Annotated in this window: 20 protein-coding genes; 7 read left to right on the top strand and 13 right to left on the bottom strand. The window is 50.9% G+C overall.

The annotated features are described in order from the left end of the window. The first annotated feature begins 115 nt into the window (after nt 1–115). Entirely contained in the window at nt 116–1,057 is a 942-nt protein-coding gene (locus ACFORK_RS27300; RefSeq protein ID WP_379205098.1) for a helix-turn-helix transcriptional regulator, read from the top strand. A gap of 150 nt (nt 1,058–1,207) precedes the next feature. On the opposite strand, the gene ACFORK_RS27295 is transcribed toward ACFORK_RS27300, so the two are convergent. The 3 genes from ACFORK_RS27295 to bcp form a co-directional block, all read right to left on the bottom strand. After that, the gene (locus ACFORK_RS27295) at nt 1,208–2,719 is read right to left on the bottom strand and encodes a DHA2 family efflux MFS transporter permease subunit (protein ID WP_379205096.1); all 1,512 of its coding nucleotides are present in this window, start codon (nt 2,717–2,719) and stop codon (nt 1,208–1,210) included. Next, complete coding sequence (locus ACFORK_RS27290; protein ID WP_379205093.1) at nt 2,716–3,174, bottom strand: MarR family winged helix-turn-helix transcriptional regulator; 459 nt, start codon at nt 3,172–3,174, stop codon at nt 2,716–2,718. Before ACFORK_RS27290 ends, ACFORK_RS27295 begins: the two co-directional genes overlap by 4 nt. 213 nt (nt 3,175–3,387) lie before the next feature. After that, entirely contained in the window at nt 3,388–3,846 is a 459-nt protein-coding gene (gene bcp, locus ACFORK_RS27285) for a thioredoxin-dependent thiol peroxidase (protein WP_379205133.1), read from the bottom strand. Between the two features lie 114 nt (nt 3,847–3,960). Between bcp and ACFORK_RS27280 the strand changes: the two genes are divergently transcribed. Beyond that, nucleotides 3,961–5,001 (top strand): LCP family protein, encoded by a 1,041-nt coding sequence (locus tag ACFORK_RS27280; RefSeq protein WP_379205091.1) that lies wholly within the window; start codon nt 3,961–3,963, stop codon nt 4,999–5,001. A 126-nt stretch (nt 5,002–5,127) separates the two neighbouring features. Then, nucleotides 5,128–6,447 carry a glutamate-1-semialdehyde 2,1-aminomutase gene (locus tag ACFORK_RS27275; RefSeq protein WP_379205089.1) on the top strand — a complete coding sequence of 440 codons (1,320 nt, stop codon included), beginning with the start codon at nt 5,128–5,130 and terminating at the stop codon, nt 6,445–6,447. 241 nt (nt 6,448–6,688) lie between these two features. On the opposite strand, the gene ACFORK_RS27270 is transcribed toward ACFORK_RS27275, so the two are convergent. The 9 genes from ACFORK_RS27270 to ACFORK_RS27230 form a co-directional block, all read right to left on the bottom strand. Continuing rightward, nucleotides 6,689–7,306 carry a hypothetical protein gene (locus tag ACFORK_RS27270; protein WP_379205087.1) on the bottom strand — a complete coding sequence of 206 codons (618 nt, stop codon included), beginning with the start codon at nt 7,304–7,306 and terminating at the stop codon, nt 6,689–6,691. 166 nt (nt 7,307–7,472) lie between these two features. Then, on the bottom strand, nt 7,473–8,024 hold the full coding sequence (gene def / locus ACFORK_RS27265; RefSeq protein WP_379205131.1) for a peptide deformylase: 552 nt from the start codon (nt 8,022–8,024) through the stop codon (nt 7,473–7,475). 101 nt (nt 8,025–8,125) lie between these two features. Further along, nucleotides 8,126–9,418, bottom strand: coding sequence for a stalk domain-containing protein (locus tag ACFORK_RS27260; protein WP_379205085.1), 1,293 nt, complete (start codon nt 9,416–9,418; stop codon nt 8,126–8,128). A 110-nt stretch (nt 9,419–9,528) separates the two neighbouring features. After that, on the bottom strand, nt 9,529–9,819 hold the full coding sequence (locus ACFORK_RS27255) for a hypothetical protein (protein ID WP_379205083.1): 291 nt from the start codon (nt 9,817–9,819) through the stop codon (nt 9,529–9,531). A gap of 19 nt (nt 9,820–9,838) precedes the next feature. Further along, complete coding sequence (locus tag ACFORK_RS27250) at nt 9,839–10,723, bottom strand: inositol monophosphatase family protein (protein ID WP_379205129.1); 885 nt, start codon at nt 10,721–10,723, stop codon at nt 9,839–9,841. Nucleotides 10,724–10,906: 183 nt separating this feature from the next. Next, nucleotides 10,907–11,914 (bottom strand): UV DNA damage repair endonuclease UvsE, encoded by a 1,008-nt coding sequence (gene uvsE / locus ACFORK_RS27245; protein WP_379205081.1) that lies wholly within the window; start codon nt 11,912–11,914, stop codon nt 10,907–10,909. After that, nucleotides 11,911–12,228, bottom strand: a complete 318-nt coding sequence (locus ACFORK_RS27240) for a hypothetical protein (RefSeq protein WP_066374462.1) — start codon at nt 12,226–12,228, stop codon at nt 11,911–11,913. The genes uvsE and ACFORK_RS27240 overlap by 4 nt, the downstream gene beginning before the upstream one ends. A 55-nt stretch (nt 12,229–12,283) precedes the next feature. Next, nucleotides 12,284–13,375 (bottom strand): D-alanine--D-alanine ligase, encoded by a 1,092-nt coding sequence (locus ACFORK_RS27235; protein WP_379205078.1) that lies wholly within the window; start codon nt 13,373–13,375, stop codon nt 12,284–12,286. 22 nt (nt 13,376–13,397) lie between these two features. Next, nucleotides 13,398–14,420, bottom strand: coding sequence for an amidase domain-containing protein (locus ACFORK_RS27230; protein ID WP_379205076.1), 1,023 nt, complete (start codon nt 14,418–14,420; stop codon nt 13,398–13,400). Between the two features lie 234 nt (nt 14,421–14,654). On the opposite strand from ACFORK_RS27230, the gene acnA reads away from it, so the two are divergent. After that, nucleotides 14,655–17,396 carry an aconitate hydratase AcnA gene (gene acnA, locus ACFORK_RS27225; RefSeq protein ID WP_379205074.1) on the top strand — a complete coding sequence of 914 codons (2,742 nt, stop codon included), beginning with the start codon at nt 14,655–14,657 and terminating at the stop codon, nt 17,394–17,396. A gap of 120 nt (nt 17,397–17,516) precedes the next feature. Then, nucleotides 17,517–17,792: a pentapeptide repeat-containing protein gene (locus tag ACFORK_RS27220; RefSeq protein ID WP_379205072.1), complete on the top strand. Its 276-nt coding sequence runs from the start codon at nt 17,517–17,519 to the stop codon at nt 17,790–17,792. Between the two features lie 837 nt (nt 17,793–18,629). On the opposite strand, the gene ACFORK_RS27215 is transcribed toward ACFORK_RS27220, so the two are convergent. Beyond that, nucleotides 18,630–19,373 (bottom strand): IclR family transcriptional regulator, encoded by a 744-nt coding sequence (locus ACFORK_RS27215; RefSeq protein WP_379205069.1) that lies wholly within the window; start codon nt 19,371–19,373, stop codon nt 18,630–18,632. A 263-nt stretch (nt 19,374–19,636) separates the two neighbouring features. On the opposite strand from ACFORK_RS27215, the gene ACFORK_RS27210 reads away from it, so the two are divergent. Together ACFORK_RS27210 and ACFORK_RS27205 are read left to right on the top strand one after the other, a co-directional pair. Next, nucleotides 19,637–20,677: an alpha/beta hydrolase gene (locus tag ACFORK_RS27210; RefSeq protein ID WP_379205067.1), complete on the top strand. Its 1,041-nt coding sequence runs from the start codon at nt 19,637–19,639 to the stop codon at nt 20,675–20,677. Nucleotides 20,678–21,332: 655 nt separating this feature from the next. Then, the gene (locus ACFORK_RS27205) at nt 21,333–22,730 is read left to right on the top strand and encodes a Fe-Mn family superoxide dismutase (protein WP_379205064.1); all 1,398 of its coding nucleotides are present in this window, start codon (nt 21,333–21,335) and stop codon (nt 22,728–22,730) included. The last annotated feature ends 250 nt before the right edge of the window (nt 22,731–22,980 follow it).

Genomic DNA, 22,980 nt, shown 5'->3' with positions numbered 1-22,980 from the left:
ATATCTAATTAGATACTAATCTAATATATAGACAACACGCAATAGGTTTACTCGTTTTATTTTGATAAAATGAAGATAAGCACTGCACGATAACCTCTTGAAAGTGAGATTTATAATGAAAATAGACCGTTTGCTCTCTATCGTCATCCTCCTGCTTAACAGGCGCCACATTCAAGCTAAAGAGCTGGCTGACATGTTCGAAGTGTCTGTACGCACCATTTACCGTGATATTGATACGATCAACGCTGCCGGCATTCCGGTGCTTACCACTCAGGGGGCCGGCGGTGGGATCAGCCTGATGGAAGGTTACCGCCTTGACCGCAACGTGCTGACTGATCAGGAGCTGGCTGATATTTTTACCGCGCTGCAAGGTGTCTCATCTTCCGGTGGTAGTGAACATACCTTGCTCATGGAGAAAATCAGCAGCGTGATTCCGCCCTCCCAATCGGCCGCCTTCCGCAGCAAGACCACCCAACTCATCGTGGACTTTTCACCACGCGGACTGAAAGGACCTTTGGAAGAACGCTTGACGCTCCTTAAAGAAGCTCTGGAAGAGAGCGTGGCGGTCTCGTTTGAATATGTGGATGCCGAGGGTCGCATCACTTGGCGCTCTGTCGAGCCTTACACGTTGGTGCTGAAGGGGCAGGTCTGGTATTTATATGGTATTTGCGGGCTGCGGCAGGATTTCCGGCTCTTCAAGCTACTACGGATGAAGTCACTGGTGAAGGAAACGCGGACCTATACAAGAGAGGATCTTCCCCTGGAGGAACTACCTTGGGCGGGGGATTGGCAGAGAGAGGGCAGCCCCGTCCCGTGCGTACTACATTTTTCTGCTGAGGGCAGACATCTGGCCGAGGACCGCTTTGATGCTACCGAGCTGCAGCCTGATGGCAATGGAGGGTACTTCGTAACGATCCACTATCCTGAGGATAGCTGGCTCTATGGCTTCCTGCTTGCTTTCGGCACATCTGTCGAGGTGCTGGAACCGGAATCCATTCGGCATAAACTCGGGAGGCTCGCGGCAGAAATTGCTGCCAAGTATGTTGAGCAGGATTGAGCAGGGCTGAGTAGGATAGTGTAGAATTGTAACGCTCAGGCGAATGCTCTGGTAAATACAGCAAAGAATCAGTATCAGAAATACAAGAAGGGCTGCTCCCACCATCTTGGTGAGAACAGCCCTTTCTTTAATGCATTCAGAGAATCCGTATTACTTAGCCTCAGCCTTAGTCTCAGCTTCAACCTCTGTTTTCAGAAAATCCGGCTGTGGACTAGTTTTCTTAATAAAGAAGGATAATACCAAGGCAGCAACAGTCACCCAGGTAGCTATAATAAAGGCATGGTTAATGCCGTTAATGGTGGCTTCCTGCGAGAGCTTCAGCATGGCAACTTTATCAGTCTTGGAGACCGCTCCACTGACCAAAGCGTCCGTAATTGTACTCTTCGTACGATTGGTCATCAAGCTGACGAACACAGCTATCCCCATCGCGCCGCCAATTGTACGCAGCGTGTTGGACATCGCAGAACCGTGCGAATTCAGACGCTGTGGAAGCTGATTCAGACCCGCAGTGACAATCGGCATCATTAGCATAGACATCCCGAACATCCGCGCGGTATACGTCAGGATAAGGTATGTGTATGTGGTGGAATCTGTAAGATGGCTAAATTCATAAGTCGTGATTGTAGTAATAATTAGACCAATAACCGCAAGCCATCTGGCACCGATCTTATCGAAAATAATCCCCGTAATCGGCGACATGATTCCCATCAGAATCGCACCCGGCAGCAGCAGCAGCCCGGATTCCATCGGCGTAAAGCCGCGAATTGTCTGGAGATAAATCGGCAACAGAATCATACCGGAGTACATCGCCATCGTAATGATAATATTGATGATGGTGGTTAGTGTAAACATGTTATAACGGAAAATTCGAAACTCCAGCATCGGCTTGTCGATCTTCAGTTGACGCCATACAAACAACGCCAGGGAAACTGCACCCAGAATTAGGCACACGATAACCGTGGTGCTGCCCCAGCCGTCTGTTCCCGCGTCACTAAAGCCGTAGAGTAGACCGCCGAAGCCGAGTGTGGACAGAATGACACCTAATTTATCCAGTGAAGGAGAAGTGACCTTCCCTACATTTTGCATCGTCTTCGCACCCAGCAGCGTGGAGAAAATAGCCAGTGGCAAGACGATAAAGAACAGCACCCGCCAAGAGTAGTTCTGCACAACCCAACCGGACAGTGTAGGACCGACAGCCGGGGCAAAAATCATCGCCACCGCCATTAAGCCCATCGCCTTGCCGCGTTCTTCAATCGGGAAGATGCGCAGGAACACAATATTCATCAGCGGCATCAGAACTCCTGCACCGACAGCCTGAATCAGTCTGCCGACCAATATCATCTCAAAGCCGGTGCCGACACCGCACACCAGCGTACCTATTGAAAAAAGAACCATTGCCGTAATAAACAGCTGGCGAGTCGTAAACTTCTCCACCAGATACGCGCTGACCGGTACCAGTACACCGTTAACAAGCATAAAACCGGTCGTCAGCCACTGGGCCGTATTGGCCAGAATATTCAGATCCTCCATAATTTTCGGCAGCGCCACGTTCATCAGCGTCTGATTAAGCAACGCAACGAATGCGCCAATCAAGAGCGCCGCGATAATCGGACCTCTGCGTATAGCTTTGCCTGCCGTAGCATTAGCAGTTATTGTACTCATAATTTCTTTTTGTCTCTCCCTTGTTCTAATATTTGCACGATTTGACCATGTAAACGCAGCAGCTCACTTGCATCCTCGGTCGGGATGTCTGCCAGTGGCATCAGATATCTTCTGAGTGAGGCTTTGCTTTTCTCCATAATCTCATTGCCCTTGTCAGTCAGTGACACTTGGAAAATCCGCCGGTCACTCTCCGACCGCTCGCGTGTTAACAAACCGGCCTTCACCATCCGGTCCACGACTCCACTGGCCGAACTATTTCCGAGGTGCAATAGCTCTGCAAGCTCAGTGATTCCAATAGAAGGATGTGCAGAGATCTTACGCAAGACCATCAGCTGGGTAGGCGTAATATCAAGTTCCTCAGCGTCTTTCCAAAGCAGCTGCTGAAAAGCATGACTGATCCGGCGAAAGGAAGAAATAATCTCATCCAGTTGCTGCCGCTGCTCGTTCTCCTCCACAGCCTTCCCCTCCAGTATCTTTAAAATTAAATACTTCGCATGCGAACTATTCTACTCTTTACGTATTTTCCCGTCAACTACTTGCTGAAATTTTCTGAAATGGTTGTTTTATCTACAAAAAAGCCGCCCACTTCACATGGACGACCCGACGAATGCTTATCTTTAATTTAAACGAGCATGGCACTTCTTATGTAAATTAATCCTTTTACATCCCTATCCAAGCTGCTCCAGAGTTGCCTCCACATGCCCTTTAACCCGAACCTTATTCCACGCCTCTACAATGATTCCATTCTCATCAATCAGAAAGGTCGAACGCACGATACCCATATATTCCTTGCCATACAATTTTTTTAGCTGCCATACGCCATAAAGTTCACTAACAGCATGCTTCTCATCCGAGAGCAACAAGAAAGGCAAGTCGTACTTGGCAACAAATTTAGTATGCGAGGTTAAGTTATCTGTACTGATTCCCAGCACCACTGCGCCATTAGCCGCAATCCGCTCATGAGCGTCCCGGAAATCGCAGGCTTCCTGCGTGCAGGCGGTTGTCATATTTTTCGGGTAAAAATATAGAATAACCTTATGTCCTAGATATTGACTCAGACGGACTTGTTCCCCATTCGAGGCAGGCAACGTAAAATCCGGGGCGACTTGTCCCACTTCTATTCCAATATTATTCATGTTTTTTCACACCTTCATTTTATTAGGATAATTATTACCAAATTGCGCGTATTCCCAAAAGAAATTATAATGTAGAGAATGCGAATGCGAAAGGAAGAACGAGAAATGCCACCAAGAAGGAAACGGCACGCAAAGGCCGGTAAAACTAAGAAACCACTGCTTTGGACTCTGGCTATAATACTTCTTCTAATCATCGGCGGTGCTGTATACTACTTCACTTCCATCGCCAATGAGCTGGGCAATTTCCAAAAGGATAATGAGAATTCACCTTTTCAAAATGCAGAAACGGTAGATACCAACACGCCTGATCCCCCCAAATGGGAGGGCACAGAACCCGTCAATATTCTGCTCATGGGTGTGGATGCCCGTGGGGTGAAGAAAGGCGAAGTCCCCCGCTCGGACACGATGCTTGTCGCTTCTCTTGATCCGTTGAAGAAGAAGATCACTGTCTTCTCTATTCTCCGCGATACGTATGTATCTATTCCGGATCACGGTAAGCAGCGTATCAACGCAGCGATTATTTATGGACCCAACACGGCAATGCAGACAGTAGGCGATCTGCTGGGCATCCCGATTCAATATTATGTCTACACCGATTTCCAGGGCTTCATCAAGCTGGTGGATGCGGTAGGCGGCGTGGATTACGAAGTGGAGAAGGATATGGTCTACAAGACGATTGCCGACGGACCCGAATACGATATCGATCTGAAAAAGGGGTTTCAGCACCTGGACGGCAACAAGGCCTTGCAGTACGTCCGCTTCCGTCATGATGCCACCTCTGACTTCACCCGAACTGAACGTCAGCGGGCCTTCCTGAAGGTCGTAGCCGACAAGCTGAAAAGTACCACCACACTCTTCAAGCTGCCGTCCATTCTGTCCGATGTTAGTCCGTATATCGATACCAATCTGGCACTGAGCGATATGGCGAAGCTGGCGAGCGTAGGCTACGACAGCAGCATTGGCGGCAGTGCGCAAATCCCACCGATGAATTTGCTCAAGGAAGATCAGACCAGTAATGGATCGGCCGTTATCGGAATCAGCAGTAATAACAAGCTCAAGAAATTTGTACAGGATACACTGAATGGTCCTGAGCCCTCTCCTTCACCAGAGACCGGCACGAGTAGCAATGCCTCCGCAACCCCATAGTTACGTTATGGGCACGGAAGACTATAAATTAACCCCCTGGGCATGATCACGGACGGGCGAACAGCGGACATAAACGCTGCTCGCCCGTTCCCTTGCCTATGGAAGAAGACGAAAGGATGATTAATAATGAACCGTTCCACATCAGAGCAACTTTATGAGGAAGCCCTTCAGCATATCGTAGGAGGCGTCAACAGTCCCTCCCGTTCCTTCAAAGCCGTCGGCGGTGGTGCCCCTGTATTCATGAAGCGGGCCAGTGGCGCACATTTCTGGGATGAAGACAATAACCGTTACATAGACTATCTGGCTGCTTACGGCCCGATTATTACCGGCCATGCCCACCCTCACATTACCGCAGCTATCACCCAAGCTGCCGAGAACGGCATCCTTTACGGCACACCAACCCAGCTAGAAATCAAGCTAGCCAAAATGCTTAAAGAATCCATCCCTTCGATGGACAAAGTACGGTTCGTCAATTCCGGCACCGAAGCCGTCATGACCACGATCCGCGTGGCTCGCGCCTATACGAAGCGCAATAAGATCATCAAGTTCGCCGGCTGTTATCACGGTCACTCCGATCTGGTGCTCGTTGCCGCCGGCTCCGGCCCTTCCACACTGGGTATCCCAGACAGCGCCGGTATTCCTGTCAGTCTGGCGCAGGAGGTCATTACCGTTCCGTTCAATGATCTGGACGGACTGCGCGAAGCCCTTGCGACCTGGGGTGACGATGTGGCCGCCGTTATGGTCGAACCGATTGTCGGCAATTTCGGTATGGTCATGCCGAAGCCAGGCTTCCTGGAAGGACTGTGCAAGCAGGCCCATGACAATGGCTCGCTCGTCATCTACGACGAAGTAATCACGGCTTTCCGCTTCCATTACGGCTCTACCCAAACCTATGCCGGCCTCGATAATCATGAAGAGATCACACCTGACTTGACGGCGCTTGGCAAAATCATCGGCGGTGGCCTGCCAATCGGTGCTTATGGTGGACGCAAGCATATCATGGAGCAGGTAGCTCCACTCGGTCCTGCTTACCAAGCAGGGACAATGGCGGGGAATCCAGCTTCCATCTCAGCTGGCATCGCCTGTCTTGAAGTGTTAAGCGCGGAAGGCGTCTATGAAGAAATGGAGCGCCTTGCCATCCGTCTAACTGAGGGCCTGCAGGCTTCGGCGGACCGCCATGGTATTCCGCTGACGATTAACCGTATCCGTGGTGCGTTCTCGACTCATTTTTGCAATCACCCGGTCACCGATTACGAAGAAGCGCAAGATACGGACGGAGAAATGTTCGCCAGCTTCTTCCGGCACATGCTGAACCGCGGCATTAATCTCGCGCCATCCAAGTATGAGGCCTGGTTCCTGACCACCGCCCATACCGATGCCGATATCGATGCTACCCTGGAAGCTGCCGAAGCCTCCTTTGCCGCCATGGCAGCGGGTGATCTGTAAGAAGCTTCATCAGTACGTGAAACTCATATAAGCCATAATATTAAAAGCCGCTGGGAACATTTCGTTCCCCAGCGGCTTTTTTAAAATATAAGAATTTATGTATTCCACGCTATAAATTATCCTTCTATTCCTCGCTGAAACGGATACCGTCCCTTAGAGGACGGCAAAGCCGTTTCTATTTGGATTAAATACTACCGTCCAGTTCCCAGCCCGCCTGCTACCTTATCCTCCTTCGGGTTAATCAGACGGAGGGATAAAAATCCACCTGACGGTTCAGATTGATTTCCCTGAGTTTACGCTCCAGGAACATCGCCTCCGGCACCAGTGAGAACACTACTCCGTTCAGTTCATTCGGCAGCGCAGGGATGACAACAAACTGGAGCTGGGCATGGGTTCCGCCGCCTCTACTTCCATGCCTTTGCACTGTATACTCCGAGTCACCGATAACAGCCAACGTCAAGTTGGGCTGGAGCTGCACATCCTCGGCTTCTTCTTGGCGATATTTAATCTCTACCGTAACGAGACTATAGCTTGCATACTGCATCGCATGGGTCAAACTATATTCGCATTGATCTTGTGTCGATTTTTGCATAATTGGCAGTACACCCAGCACTTCTTCCTCTTCCGGCCAATGAACGGGCTGGACCCTTTCATTCAGCCCGCTCAGAAGCATCGCAACCTGCTCTAATTTCAGACCAAACTGCTCCGCGAAGACTTGCATCTGCTCAGGAGCGGGAATGGTCCATTTCCCTCCAGCTAGCTCTCTCCGCCTCTGCACCAGTCCCAGAATATGCTCATCTATAGTTCTGACTTCCTCATTGTAATGATTCGGTATTGCCCGGAATTCACTCCAGCCCATGGCCACAACCTCCTTGTCTCAGTCATAATAATGACAGTATAGCATATTGCAACCCAGTATTTGGAATACCGTTTCATCACAAAAAAATGGCTTTCATCCCCCTGCAAGGAAGGACGAAAGCCATTCTTTTTACGCGCTTTTGTCAAAAATAAGCCTACCTGGTAGCCTACTCATACAGACTGTGGATCTCCACACCCTGTGGAAGCTTGAACGGGTTCTCTTTGTTAATCCGGTCATAGAACATGATGCCATCCAGATGATCCATCTCATGCTGGACCACGATTGCGTGATAGCCTTTGTAGCGGGCAACAATCTCTTTGCCGCTGGCATCATAACCTTTGACCTTCACAGACTCATATCTCGGCACAAAGCCGTGTACTGGACGATCTACTGACAGACAGCCCTCACTCTCAGGCAAATACACCATAGCCATGGAATGGCTGATGATCTTGGGATTCACCCAAATTTGCTCTACTGTGCGCCCTTTCTCATCGGTTGCAAGCATGACGAATATCCGCTTTGACAGCCCAATTTGATTGGCAGAAAGCCCCACACCGGAACGTAGCTTGTATTTAGCCGCAGTTTCCGGATTCTGGCTGTTCTTCAGGAACTGCATCATGCATTGCATCGCCTCACGATCGGCTTCCTGCAAAGGAAGCTCCACCGGCTGAGTCACCTCACGAAGCACTGGATCTCCTTCCCGAACAATATCGTCCATCCGAATAATATAGTCGGCAGTAAATTTTGCATTAGACAACAATTTCATCCACCTTTTCCTTACGGGCTTGATTTAGATATATATAAGTACTGTATGCATCCTTACGGATTTATGAAAGCCGTCCGCAGCTGGCCGCTGTAATTCACTTCAAATCCAAGGCCGGTAGCTAATGCAGCTAATGGAAGATAAGTTTTGTCTTCCTTGCCAACCTTCTGGAGAAAAGCAGGGGTATCAATCGCTACATCCTGCCCATTAACCTTAATCGTCTTCGATCCAATCGTAACGACAACCGTTCTGTCACCCAATAGAATCGTTGCACTCGCTGTTTTATTATCCCATTTCCCGGATGCCCCTACAGCATTCAGGATATCCTTCAGAGCCAGGAAGTTCTGACCGTTCTTGAGTATAGGCTTGCTCGGGGTATTCAATTCCACACCCTTCACCACAATATTCATAGGTGCAACTGCGGCAGTCGTAGCGGCTACCGTTGGTGTACGGTATGCACCCCACTGCAGTTCTGCGAACACTGTAGCGATCTTCTCGTACCCTAGCTGTGTCGGGTGAAAGTCCGGTGTGTCACCACTGATAATATGGGTCAATGAGAATTCCGCACCAGCAAACTGCTTGGCTACATGAGCGACCAGCACCGGTGCACTGCTCTGACTGGCTGTACCTGCCACAGCTTCAGCAGCGGCTGTGAGGCGGTCTGCTGCACTCATCAGTTTCGTGTAGGACTGACCAACGGCAATCTTGGGTGCCGGCTGATACTGATCGGCAAGGAGAATCTTAGCCCCCGGATTCACCACCCGGATATTCTCCAGAATGACCTTCAGATTGGCACTGTAATCGGCCAATTTCTGATCAAGCTGTGTCTCAAATTCCGCATCTGTCAGTTCCTTGACCTTCAAGAACAAGCTGCTTAAGTCATTCCCGCCGATTGTAATCGTGATAAGATTCGCTGCGGCGAGTTCCTTGGCCGCTTGCGGGATCTCTGCTGCGAAGGTAGCGATTCTAGGATCAGGAAGACCTGCCTGAATTGCCTCCGGTGTGCTGACCGTCCCCGCTTTGAGCGCCTCTGTATAGTGACTCAGGCCCGCAGTAGTTAGTCCGAGGATACCGTAATTGGCGAGAGTGCTCCGGCCATGATACCAGCCCTGCTCTAACAATCTCTCCGCATATCCATAAGGCTTCACGTTCGGGTTCGTCATTCCCGGCTCATATCCGGCCGTTATGGAGTCTCCCAATGCCACGATGCGGAAGGTTTCCTGTCCGTTCCCTTGCGCTGCAGCTGCCTCTCCGGCAGCGTGTACTGACCCGGCAGCCCCTGCCCATAGTGATAGCAGCAGCAGACTACCCATACCAGCAGCTGTTATCTTCTTCCAAACTTTCAGCATCGTATTCCTCCCTATTTCGTTCTGACTCTATTCTACCATCCCCGGTACCCACGCAAAAGAGCGGTCCCCCGTTAAACGAAGAACCGCTCTTTAGTAAGAAGATAGCTATTCTATTGCTGTTTCCTGTCGGGATTTGAACTCTGTTTGTTAGCAGAGCTACTCGTTGGACCCGATGGTTCTCCAGCGCGCTCCATATACTTATCATAACGGTCATCCAATTCTCGGCCAATCTTGCGATAACGCCTTGTCTCCTCCACAATGGGGTCCAGCGTAGTCTGGATACGAATCTCATACTTGGGTGAGATTTGCCGAAGTTCCTTAGCAGAGCGTTCACTCTGCTCCATCTCGCCATCTTCCAGCAGTTCACTCAGCTTGCGCTCCAAATCCTCATTGCCGCTCATGGTCTTATTGGATTCCTCCTTATGACTGATATCCTGTAGCTTCCCCAGCTGTCAGCGAAGCAATCAACGCATCATGAATACGGCCATTGCTCGCCACAACATGGCGAGTACCGATATCATAAGCGTGCCCACGAGTATCCGTGACCTTACCACCAGATTCCAAGACAAGCAGCACACCGGCCGCGCAATCCCATGGGTTAAGCCCCACTTCCCAGTAAGCATCGACTCTGCCTGCTGCCACGTAGGCAAGATGCAGTGCTGCCGAGCCACCGGCACGTATGCCCCTGATCTGCGGCAGCAGCTGCTGCAGACCGGCCATGTTCGCTGGCTGCGCAAACTCGCGATCCGGCGGGAAGCCCATGGCTAGCAAGCTGCCGGCCAGTTCATTCTCTTCCGAGACGGAAGCGCGAATCCCGTGTATATATGCGCCCTTGCCTTTTTCAGCGACGAACATTTCATCACGGGTCGGATCATAAATCACGCCAACGGTCAGTTCTCCCCGAACGGCCAGTGCAATCGACACACAGTAAAACGGAAAGCCGTGTACAAAGTTAGTGGTGCCGTCCACCGGATCCACAATCCACAGATATTCATGCTCACGCGCTTCTTCAAGAGCAGCAGCGGCGGCGGCAGCCCCCGGCTCTACTCCCTCTTCACCAAGGATGGCATGGTCCGGATAATGAGTCAGGATCAGCCTGCGGATCATCTGCTCCACGCCCTTGTCCACTTCTGTGACCAGATCCTGCGCAGAGGTTTTGGTACCAAGCTCTTTCACCTGGCCCTGTCTGCTCTTGATCCATTCTCCTGCCTTGGCGGCAGCATTAATGGCTACGGCCGTGTGTCCCTTGCTGGTTACGACATAGGGTTCCCGTTCATTTCGGCTATTAGGATTTAAAGGATTCATCATTTCACTCCGCTTTCTTGAACATAATCGTCATTTCCGGGCCGGAATCCCCTGCACTAAAAGTATAGCTAACGGCAAGAGACTTCCCGGGCATTTGGTTTTAACCAACGTACCTTATTTCCGGAGACTTATCAAGTCATGGGCAGGCCTGTGTTCCGGCTATATCACCCGGTTTATCACTGTTTATGGTTCAATATTAACGCTGGCCCCGTCTAATACAGTTATTCTGTGGTCAGCCTCTGCGGCTTCCTTCATAGCTTCCATCAGTCCAAAAAGCGCGCCGTCTTTCAGCTTGGCTTCAATCATCACATCCACAGCAGGTGTATCGGCAGCGATGCGCTGCAAGAAGGCAAGCAGCGGCACAGGCTCTACCCCGTCGGCATGACTGCGCGGATCGGAGGGACTACGAGGACTCGACACATGAATTTTGGGCGGCAAATGCTCCCCAGGAAGTACATCCTTCAGGGCAAGCGGTGTCTGCCAGGTCTTCAGAATGTCGGGCCACAGTTCCCACGGGAGTTCCCCTTCATTGTTCACCCACTGATGGTGAATATCCAGCACCATGGGAAGTCCGAGATGCTGGCTGACTGCCAGTGTCTCCTTGGCGTTGAAGGTCTTATCGTCATTTTCCAGTGTGATACGTTCCTGCAGTTCCAATGGAAGGTCGCGGAAATGATCTTCAAACCGTGCTGCCGCCGTAGGCTTGTCCCCATAGGCTCCACCGATGTGAATGTTGTTCTTGGACGTTGCCGGCAGCCCCATCGCATGCAGCATATCGGTATGATGCTGGAGATCCCGGATGGAATTCACCAGCACCTCTGGCCGCGGCGTACTCAGTACCGTGAAATGATCCGGATGAAAGGATACCCTCATCCCATGACCTTTCACATAGTCTCCTACTTCAGCGAACGCATCCGCCAGCGCCGCCAGCGGCTTCCAATCCTGGAGATCAGGATGCGTTGCCAGCGGGACCAGCTTCGAGGTCATCCGGTATAATTTGATATCGGAACCATTGTTATGTTTCAGCAGACGCAGCGTATTGTGCAAATTCGTTCGAGTAATGCTCTCTAGGCGGGCAAGTGCCGCTTCGCGATCTTCCAGCTTTTTAAATGAAGCCATTGTCATCGTCTTGGAGGGTGAACAATCGGGAATAACTGTGGACATCGCCACATATCCAAACCGTACAATCATTTCTCTTCTCCAAAGAACATTTCATAAGCGAGCGCAGTCTGCACCCTTGATTCTTCCTCATTCAGTTTACGGACGAGATCCATCTCCACCGCAGTGACCTCATGTCCCTGAAAATTGATCTCGGCGATGGAAGCTGAAATTTTGACAATCGCTACAGCAACATTCTCCGGGGTGTAGGCGATGACCTTTTGCCCGGTCGGATAGACGCGAAATCCTTGCTTTACCATCTTGGTGCGACCATACTCCAGCAGCTCATAAAGTTCTTGTTCACTTTTGAATTTGCATACCGAATTGAATTCTGATTGAAAGCCCATCCTTCTTTCTCCTCTCCGGCCGGGATGATCCCGCCTGGCGCTTGGCCATCTGGTATTATTCGTTGTCGTATTTCAGGTTTTGCTTGAAATTGTAGCGCTCCAGCGCCAACTCAATCATACGATCCAGCAGCGCTCTATAGGATACGCCGGTCTCACGCCACAGCAGCGGATACATACTGAAAGGCGTGAAGCCCGGCATCGTGTTCACTTCATTGATCATAATTTTGCCGTCAGACCTACGCACGAAGAAGTCCGCCCGCGTAATCCCACTTCCTTCAATAGCCTTGAAGGCCACCAGCGCCGAATCTCTGAGTCGGTCAGCAATATCGGGATCAACCGGTGCCGGAATCAGCATTTGTGACTTGCCGTCAATGTATTTGGCAGCATAATCATAATATTCACCGGAAGAAACAATTTCACCCGGAACGGAGGCTTCAGGCTCTTCGTTACCCAGCACGCCAACCTCCAGCTCACGAGCATCCACGAATTCTTCAATAATGACCTTCGTATCATACCGGAAAGCATACTCGATAGCCTTGATCAGACTTTCCTGATCTTCCGCTTTGGAAATGCCCACGCTAGACCCAAGATTGGCTGGCTTAACGAACACTGGGTAGCCCAGCTTATCCTCCACATCCACAATCAGCTCATGACTTCTGCTTTTCCACGAGCTGACGTTGAAATAGCAGTACTCACACTGGTCCAGTCCGGCTTCAGCGAACAGCTTCTTCATCACGACCTTGTCCATGCCCGCCGCCGAGGCCAAAACTCCAGCCCCGATATAAGGAATGTTCGCAATCTCGAACAGGCCCTGGATCGTCCCATCTTCCCCATAGGTGCCGTGCAGCATTGGGAACATCACGTCCACCGCTGACGCCTCGCCGGAAAGACCGCTGAATATAGCGCTCATCGCAGTGCCTGAATCAGAAGACGCCTCAGCAAGCTTAAGGTGCTCAATCTGCGCAAAAGGCGCTGTCAGCGTCTCGCCTACCTTCCACAATCCCTGCTTCGTAATATAAAAAGGTAGAATCTCATATTTATCGTAATCAAAAGCATTCATGACTGCAAAAGCCGTCTGCAGCGACACCTCATGCTCACCGGATTTGCCGCCGTATACCAGACCAACGGTCAATTTTGCATTCCCCATACTTCAATAACCTCTTTCCGAATTATAAATAGTCATTAATATGAAAAAAACGGTAGGCCGTCTTGTCGGTCCACGCATAGGAATCGCGATAATCCCAATACCGATGGCGGCTGCTGACCGTACGTGCATTCACCAGCGGCATGCCGCCCGCATCGAGCGCCGTAACGAACGTACTGTGCTGGTAGCGACCATTGCCGTCCCAGTCATAGAAGATAACATCTCCCGGCTGAAGCTGCTCTGCCCGCTCTACCTCTTCAGCACGCAGGCCGCTGCTGCGGCTGGCGCCCAAATAACGCTGCAGGCTGTCCGACACAGCCCAACTGAAGCTCCACCATTCCTGGCTTCCAGTGTACCCTTTGTACCACCAGCCCGTTTCTCTTTTACCAGTATAGTTGAAAGGCGCCCCCCCTGCAAAGAGACATTGGGAGACATAATTCGTGCAATCCACTTCGAAGTTTTCGTATTCCGGGTTCCCTTCCTTCCACCAACGATCAGCGTAAGCTACAGCTGCCTCACGGTTGTAACGAATCTCTTTAGAGCCGGAATTTCCCCCTAGTATATTCTTGTTAAGGAGCGGCTGCGAGGGCTGGGCGGCAGGCAGAACCTCACCCCACTTGGAGACTCTCCCATCCGGTTCCGCTTCGATATATTGTTTGGCATTCCTCTCTAGAATACGCCGCTCCACTGCAGCAATCTCCCAACTCCCGTCCTGCACAAAAATCAAGCGCTCTGACTCTACCGCATCCTCACGATGCCTCATGCCACCTTTCTCGTAATAAAGTGCACTGTGCAGCACCACCTCTGCAATGACTTCACTCGGAGATTGATGCACGACTTTTAAGGTCTTGACCCCTGTCTCTCCACGCAACGGTGTGATGCCTCTGCCGGCATACCATTCCGCCAACCTGCGGGAGCGTTCTCCCTGCTGTATCCGAAAGCGCTGATCTCTCACCACTGAAAACCGTGGCAGAGCCCCCGGCTCCACTCGGTCTTTGTTCAGCTCATCCACATAGACATACAGACTTCGTTTCCAATCCTGCTCCATTCTACTCCCGCCCCTTCTCCCCTATTTGGCTGCTGTCCTATGTATATGAAGGAAAATGCGCTCCTATACAGATCTACTCCATTTCGCACTTGGTTACAGGGGGGAGAAATCGGGCGGTATTCCCATCAAAAAGGAGGAAAAAAAACTTTACTCCCCTCCTTGTAAACGTTATACTTAAAGGAGATGCAATATATGAAATGGAGTTTCAACAGATGAAACAAGGAGGCGCATTTAATGCCAAGCAAGGATCATTTTTCGCTGGCCCGTACTCTGGAGTCGGGCGGCAAAACGTATCGCTACTACGACCTTAATTCCCTTCAACAACAAGGACTGGGCGACATTTCTTCCCTGCCTTTTTCCATCAAAGTATTGCTTGAGGCTGCAGTTCGACAATTCGACGGACGAGCAATCACGGAAGAGCATGTGAAGCAGCTGGCCGGCTGGGCTGGCGGTATTGACCGGAACAAAGAAATCCCTTTTATCCCTGCTCGGATCGTACTGCAGGACTTCACCGGTGTACCGGTAGTCGTAGACCTGGCAGCCATGCGGGATACTGTTAAAAAAGCCGGCGGCGATCCCAAGAAGATCAATCCGCTCGTACCGGTAGACCTGGTCATCGACCACTCTGTTATGGTTGATGCCTTCGGCACACCTGATGCCTTGGAATACAATATGAACGTTGAATTCCAGCGTAATGAAGAGCGCTACCGCTTCCTGCGCTGGGCGCAGACGGCATTCAATAACTTCCGCGCGGTTCCTCCTGCAACAGGGATTGTCCATCAGGTGAATCTGGAGTATCTGGCTTCTGTAGCCGCTACGAAGACCCAAGATGGCGAAACCGTAGTTTATCCGGATTCTCTTGTAGGAACGGACTCCCACACTACCATGATCAATGGTCTTGGTGTAGTGGGCTGGGGCGTTGGTGGTATTGAGGCTGAAGCTGGTATGCTCGGTCAACCGCTTTATTTCGTTACACCAGATGTTGTGGGCTTCAAGCTTACCGGTAGTCTCGTAGAAGGCGCTACTGCAACTGACCTGGCATTGACTGTAACCGAGATGCTCCGTAAAAAGGGCGTAGTCGGCAAATTCGTAGAATTCTACGGCCCTGGCCTGGCGAACATCAGTCTCGCAGACCGCGCTACGGTAGCCAACATGGCTCCAGAATACGGTGCAACGATCGGTTTCTTCCCTGTCGATGATGAGACACTGACTTACCTCCGCAGCACCGGTCGTCCTGATGATCTGGTGGCACTGGTGGAATCCTACTATAAAGCACAAGGCATGTTCCGCACCGCAGAAACACCAGACCCTCAGTTCAGCGATGTCATTGAACTAGATCTGGCTTCGGTTGTACCAAGCTTGGCCGGACCAAAACGTCCGCAAGACCGTGTGGAACTGACGAATATGAAAGAAAGCTTTGAGAGCATTATCCGCACCCCTGTAGACAAGGGTGGATATGGCCTCAGCGACGAAAAAATCAACCAGGTTGTGGACATACAGCATAAGAACGGCTCGACTAGCAAGCTGCGCACTGGTGCAGTTGTAATCGCAGCGATCACTAGCTGTACGAACACTTCCAACCCAAGCGTTATGTTAGGTGCGGGACTCTTGGCGAAGAAAGCCGTGGAACGCGGTCTGACCAAGCCGGGCTACGTTAAGAGCAGCTTGACCCCAGGCTCACTGGTAGTTACAGAGTACCTGCAAAAAGCAGATCTGCTGAAACCGCTGGAATCCCTTGGCTTCCACGTAGCTGGATATGGTTGTGCAACCTGTATCGGTAACTCCGGTCCACTGCCGGATGAAGTCAGCGAAGCAATTGCCGACAACGATATGACGGTAGCCGCTGTTATTTCGGGTAACCGGAACTTTGAAGGCCGTGTCCATGCTCAGGTTAAAGCTAACTATCTGGCTTCCCCTCCGCTGGTTGTTGCTTACGCGCTGGCAGGTACGGTGGACATTGATCTGCAAAATGAGCCGCTGGGATACGATCCACAAGGCGAGCCTGTCTTCCTGAAGGATATCTGGCCTACTTCCGCGGAAATCCGCGAAGCGATCGGCCTCTCCTTGAGCCCGGAAATGTTCCGTCGTAAATACGAAAATGTATTCACCGCGAACGAACGCTGGAATTCGATTCCAGTTCCAGAAGGCGAACTGTATGAGTGGGACGACAACTCCACCTACATTCAGAACCCTCCGTTCTTCGAGAATCTGGCCGATGGCCTTGGTGATATCGATAATATTAACAACGCACGCGTTCTGGCGCTGCTGGGCGACTCTGTTACAACAGACCATATCTCTCCAGCAGGTAACATCTCTACGAACGGTCCGGCAGGCGAGTACCTGCGCGATCACGGCGTAGAACGTGCAGACTTCAACTCCTACGGCTCACGCCGTGGTAACCATGAAGTGATGATGCGCGGAACGTTCGCCAACATTCGTATCCGCAACGCCGTTGCTCCTGGTACAGAAGGCGGGGTAACTACCTTCTTACCAAGCGAAGAGGTTATGTCTATCTATGACGCTTCCATGCTGTATCAGTCCGCTGGACAGAATCTCGTTGTCATTGCCGGAAAAGAGTACGGCACAGGCAGCTCCCGCGACTGGGCCGCCAAAGGCACCTTGCTGCTGGGCGTCAAAGCCGTCATCGCTGAGAGCTTTGAGCGGATTCACCGCAGCAACCTTGTCGGCATGGGCGTACTGCCATTGCAATTCCAGCAAGGTCAAAGCTGGAGCAGCCTGGGCTTGACCGGACGCGAGACCTTCAACATTACCGGCCTTGACAACAATGTACTACCAGGGCAAGAGTTGACCGTCACCGCTACCCGCGAAGACGGCACCCACTTTGAATTCCCTGTCAACGCACGTCTCGACAGTACCGTAGATATCGACTACTACCGCAATGGCGGCATTCTGCAAACTGTACTCCGCCAGATGCTGGCCGATGCAACTACAGACAGCGCCCTTCCGGTTGAATAACCTGAACGTTTAAACAGAGGATGTCCCTTGAGCCATAGGCGCTGGGGACATCCTTTTTTGTATGATTGGACGTGAAATGATTGGGGTTGGGGTTGGGGTTGGGGTTGGGGTTGGGGGATCGTGGCTCCGTTGTTCGTAGTTCATGGATCGTGGATCGTAGCTAGTGGATCGTCGTTCCGTGGATCGTCGTTCCGTGGATCGTCGTTCCGTGGATCGTCGTTCCGTGGATCGTCGTTCCGTGGATCGTCGTTAACAGAGAGCTCATATAGATCGTGGAACGCGGATCGTAGCCCGTGGATCATCGATCGTAGTTCGTGGATCGTTGATTGTAGCTTGCAGCTCAGCGTTTCGTGGCTCGTTGTTAACAGAGAGCTTATAAGTAGTATTGAAGTGTAATTAATGGCATTTTTGTACCTTAAATTCTCTGCAGCTAAGGGTTAGTGGAGATTAAGTGCAAAATTGTACCTTAAATCTTCCAGAATACCCCGTCCAGCGTGCTTTTTCGAAAATTAAGATACAATAACGCCCTTATTTCCCTCATTTGCCTATATTGAAGAAAAATAAGGTACAAAAATGCCCTTAGTTGGGGAGGTGACTCTTTTTTCTCAATGTTAAGACGACTGGTGAAGGGGAAATTGACTGCTTTTAGTGGTTGAAATCTATCGATAGTCTATGTTCGGGCGCTGGCTTTCCTATGACAGCTTTCAGGCGACCGCTTTCTCTCAATCCTGCAGTTCCTAACTTCCACATCCGCTCGTTCGCTCATCTTCGTTTTTGGTTAATTTCTTTTGTTCGGCTTGTATACTTTCTGTTTTCTGCTTTCTGGTTTCTGCTTTCCAAACCGAAGGTAGTCGCTCATAAGAGAGACAAAAAGGTTGTTCCAAAACACTTGGAACAACCTTTTCATGTGCTGCCGCAGATATCGAACGCGGCAGGGTGCAGTCTGAGCCAGCCGCGGTGCGCCTAGGCAGGCCAGACATCAGGCGCTGACCGCGATGCGCCTAGGCTGGCGCAGACACCAGGCGCTGACCGCGATACACCTAGCTGGCGCAGACAGCAGACGCTGGACGCGGTGCGCCTAGCTGGCGCAGACAGCAGACGCTGGACGCGATGCGCCTAGGCAGGCCAGACATTAGGCGCTGACCGCGCTTATGCGGGCAGCTAGAGCTTCTGCGCGGCTAGCGCCTCCCAGAGGCGCTGCCAGCTTGCAGGGCTTGATGCTGCCGCCACAGCTTATGGCAGCATCAAGCCCATCTCCGCCGCCGTCTCATGGAGGACGGCGGCATAATCCAGCAGCGTCTCCTCCGAGAGACGGCTGACTGGCCCGGACACGGACAGCGCGGCTACGACAGTGCCGCTGCGTCCCACCACTGGCACGGCTACCGCCGCCGCGCCAGGCTCGCGCTCCTCGAAGCTCGTCGCGTAGCCCAACTTCATAACCTCCTGGAGCTGATGCTTATAGGCATCACGCTCCACATAGTCGGGCCAGCCGGGGCCCTCCAGCAGCGACTGCAGCACCTCCGGCGGCGCATAGGCCGCCAGCACCTTGCTGGAAGCGCCGACTGACAGGGGCAGTCGAGCGCCAATCTGAGCCACCCGGCGGATGGCCTGCTGGCTCTGCACAGCCTGAATACGCACGCGCTCCAGACCGTCGCGCAAGTACAAGCTGACCGTCTCGCCCAGCCGGTCCCGCAGCCGCTCCATAGCCGGTAGCAGCAGAGCTGCCGACTCATCGTACGCTGGGAGATGAGTCGATAGCTCCCACACGCGAATGCCAAGACGGTATTTCTCCGTCGCCGCATTACGAGTCAGGAACCCTTTTTCCTCCAGTGTTGTCAGCAGTCGATGTACCGTACTTTTATGTAGACCAATCTGCCCTGCGATCTCTGTCAATCCCAGTTCGTTCTCCTTCGTAAAGCAGAGCAATATATCAAGCGCCCGTTCTACGGCACGCACCGTCAGTTTGCGGTCCTCCACCTTAATCTCCCCTTTTGTTTCATTAAATGAAACTCGGTTACATTATTAAATATATCAATTCTATCTTAGAGCAAAACCCTACGGAAATCCAGCACATTCAGCACACGGAAAAGGCTGGGTTCCACTTTACAGTTGCATTACAAAACCGTTGATTTCATTGACTTTGATAAATCATGATCATACGATATATATAAGTAGAAAGACGCTAATACGTAAGACTTTTCACACTTGTATCTGTCATAAAGATTAGGAGGGTGACCATCATGGATTTGACTACAGCCCGTACCGGCACGCCGGTCCCCCGCCAGCCTATAGAACGCAAACCTGATACGCCGCCAACATTGTCACTGGGTATGATTCGCCTTAAACATGTTATTGTAGCATTACTACTTTCGGTGTTCTTCTTTTTCGTGTTCTGCTTCATCTCGCTGCATGGCTATATTGCTTGGGTGTTGTCCAATCCTACAGTTGCCCCCCTCTATTCCAACCCTTTGATCGCCAAGGGTCTGAAATATGAGGATGTAACCTTCCCGGCACTGGATAATAGTCGCATCATGCAAGGCTGGTACATTCCCGCTGAAGGGTCTACTAAGACCATCGTGTTTAGCCATGGCTATGGCGCCAATCGCGAGGAATCCTGGGTGCCTATGTATGATCTTGCGCATTACGCCCATCGCCTGAACTTTAATGTTGTCATGTTCGATTATGGATTTGCTTCACAGGTCAACAAGGATATCGCTACTGGTGGTAAAAAAGAATCCCAACAGCTTCTAGGTGCCATTCAATTCGCCAAGGAGAAAGGCGCGCAGCAGATTGTCGTCTGGGGCTTCTCCATGGGAGCTGGAACAGCTCTCCAAGCAGGACTGGTTACGAAGGATGTCGATGCCATGATTCTCGATAGCACCTTCCTACTGGAGCCGGACACGCTGTATCATAATATCAAACAAAATATAAATCTGCCGCGCCATCCCTCTCTGGAAATTATGGAGCTGCTGTTCCCAGTGCTGAACGGAACTGGCCTGAATCAGATTCCCTACGCCAAAGTAAAATCAGAGGATTATCCGTTCCCGATCCTGTTCATGCACGGAACCAAGGATGACAAGGCGCCTTATCCGATTGCCGAGGAGCTTGCCGCGAACCAGAGTAACCCTTACTCTGAATCCTGGATTGTAGAGGGCAGCCACCATGAATTACTGTTCCGGGAGCATCCACGCGAATACTTACGTCGGGTATCTGCATTCCTGGGCAACGTACAGTTGGCGGAAGCAAAAGAGATTGAGCAATCCACCGTTGTAAAACCTTAGCTATTTTCATAGCTCAGATTATTGCCAGCGTTGGCTTGCATTTTATTCATAGCATTAATGTTTCATAGACTATCTTAGTCATGCTATAAACCTTCCGTTATCCACCCATAAATGTTACGTAAGCCTTCTTCCCGGATATGCAGAAATGCTGCCGGCAGGAGGCTTTTCTTTTGTGTGAGATTAGCCAGGGTTAGCCAGACGCATTACAGACTTACCATTTTGCAGAATACTCAAATTCTGAAACTCAACAAAGGTAGACCAATCTGAATCACCTCACTCTAACCATTCCCCAAAAAGAACCCCCTTCAAGATCTTCTCCTGGCTGTTCTCCGAAATCTCCTTCACACTCTTCTTCAAGTCATCTCCAAGCTCTTTCCAAACTCTTCACGCTCTTCTCCCGGTGCCTTCAAACTCTCCTTCACACTCTCCTTCAAGTCATCTCCAAGCTCTTCTTCAGACTCTTTTTCATATTATTTCCAAACTTTCCCTCTAGTTCTCCTCCTGATGCCTCCAAGCTCTCCCCATATTCTCTCATGTTCTCCGTTCTCCCATCATTCCACCTTAAATATTTGCCGCTCCGCCAAGCTCATAAGCTGTCTACTCTACTCATATAAATGTATCGGTGAAGTCATATCACGGGAGGTTTGAACAGGTAATGCTATATGTATACGGACCGATGCTGCCAGTACGCATTCTGGAAGAAATCGTATTTTGGAAGACTCAGGAGAAGGAGCATACCGAGGTTATCAAGGCCATCGTTCCCAATCTGGAACAACCCTATGTGAAACTGCTCGATGAATGGGCTGTTGTTTTCGGAGCTACCGAGGAAGCTGCCAGACATCTGTTGGAGTCTGCTCTTTCTACTCCGGCTCATGGGAATCAATGGGCTTTGATCAACGAGACTGAACAGCTACTACGTGTAGCCAGTGCACAATCTACCGAATTTATAAGACAGCTCTATGCCATTATGGAGGGCAGTGCTGCAGTCAAGGCCGTTCCACTGGCAACCGTCGTCCTGCTACATATCATCCGCGAATCGGAATACTTCCTAGCCGTCCTGCAGACTTTGAATGCGCCGGGGCAACTTGAGGGATTGATGCGCGAGTATGCGCTGAGCGGCTTGGCAGCTCCAGAAGAGCGGTTAGCAGAACAGGATTTTCTCGCGGAAAATAACTATTCAGCAGAGCAGAGCGAGTATGTGCTGAGCGGCTTAACAGATTCCGAGGAACGGCCAAGAGAGCAGGATTTTCTCGCGGAAAACAACTATTCAGCGGAACAGGCTGAGTATGTGCTGAGCGACTTAGCTGATTCGGAGCAACGGTCAGCAGAACAGGATTTTGCAGCAGAAAATGACTATGCAGTGGAGCAAGGTTATTTTGCAGGACAGGATAGTCCGTATTCGCTACAGGAGTCACGCGAACTATCTGCTGTTCCGATTGGTGGCCACCGTCTACCGCCTCTGCCTTATGCATACAACGCGCTAGAACCCTATATTGATGAGAAAACGATGCGGATTCACCACGACAAACACCATCAAAGCTACGTGGATGGCCTGAACACTGCCGAAACCAAACTAGCCCAAGCCCGTAAAAGCGGTAATTTCGACCTGGTGAAGCATTGGGAACGGGAGCTGGCCTTTAACGGGGCTGGACACTACCTGCACACCATCTTCTGGAACGTAATGTCTCCACAGGGCGGCGGGCGTCCAACCGGACCACTAATGGATGCCATTGAGCAAAGCTTCGGTAGCTACGACAGCTTCAAGCAGCAGTTCAGCCAAGCAGCTAATAAGGTAGAAGGTGGTGGCTGGGCCATCCTTGTGTGGAGTCCACGCAGCCATAGACTGGAGATTTTAACCGCCGAGAAGCACCAAAATCTGTCCCAATGGGATGTCATTCCGCTGCTTGTCTTGGATGTATGGGAGCATGCTTACTATCTGAAGCACCAAAACAAGCGTGACGACTATATCAAGGACTGGTGGAACGTGGTGAACTGGCCTTACGTATCCGAGCGCTTCGATGCCGCCAGCAAACTGGCTTGGCAGCCTTATTAAGGAGTAGGTTGGTTGTGTTCCAATCTGTTTTGGAGCGCGAGCTACTCATTTCCAATTCGAATCTGCTAGATTTCTGCACACGATGCCTCATTCTCTTCAGAACAAAAGCAAATAGGAGCATTTTTGCACCTTAATTCTGATCAAAATGCACTTTATCGGCAATTAGTGGCAAAATTGTACCTTAAATAAGCTAGATACACCTCCAGAAGAGATATATTGTAAAATTAAGGTACAAAAATGCACTTAATTA

This window comes from Paenibacillus sp. GCM10012306, from assembly GCF_042649265.1.
Taxonomy (GTDB): Bacteria; Bacillota; Bacilli; order Paenibacillales; family Paenibacillaceae; genus Paenibacillus_AQ.
The sequence above is the reverse complement of the archived record's forward strand: the minus strand, read 5'-3'. Positions and strand labels throughout refer to the sequence as shown.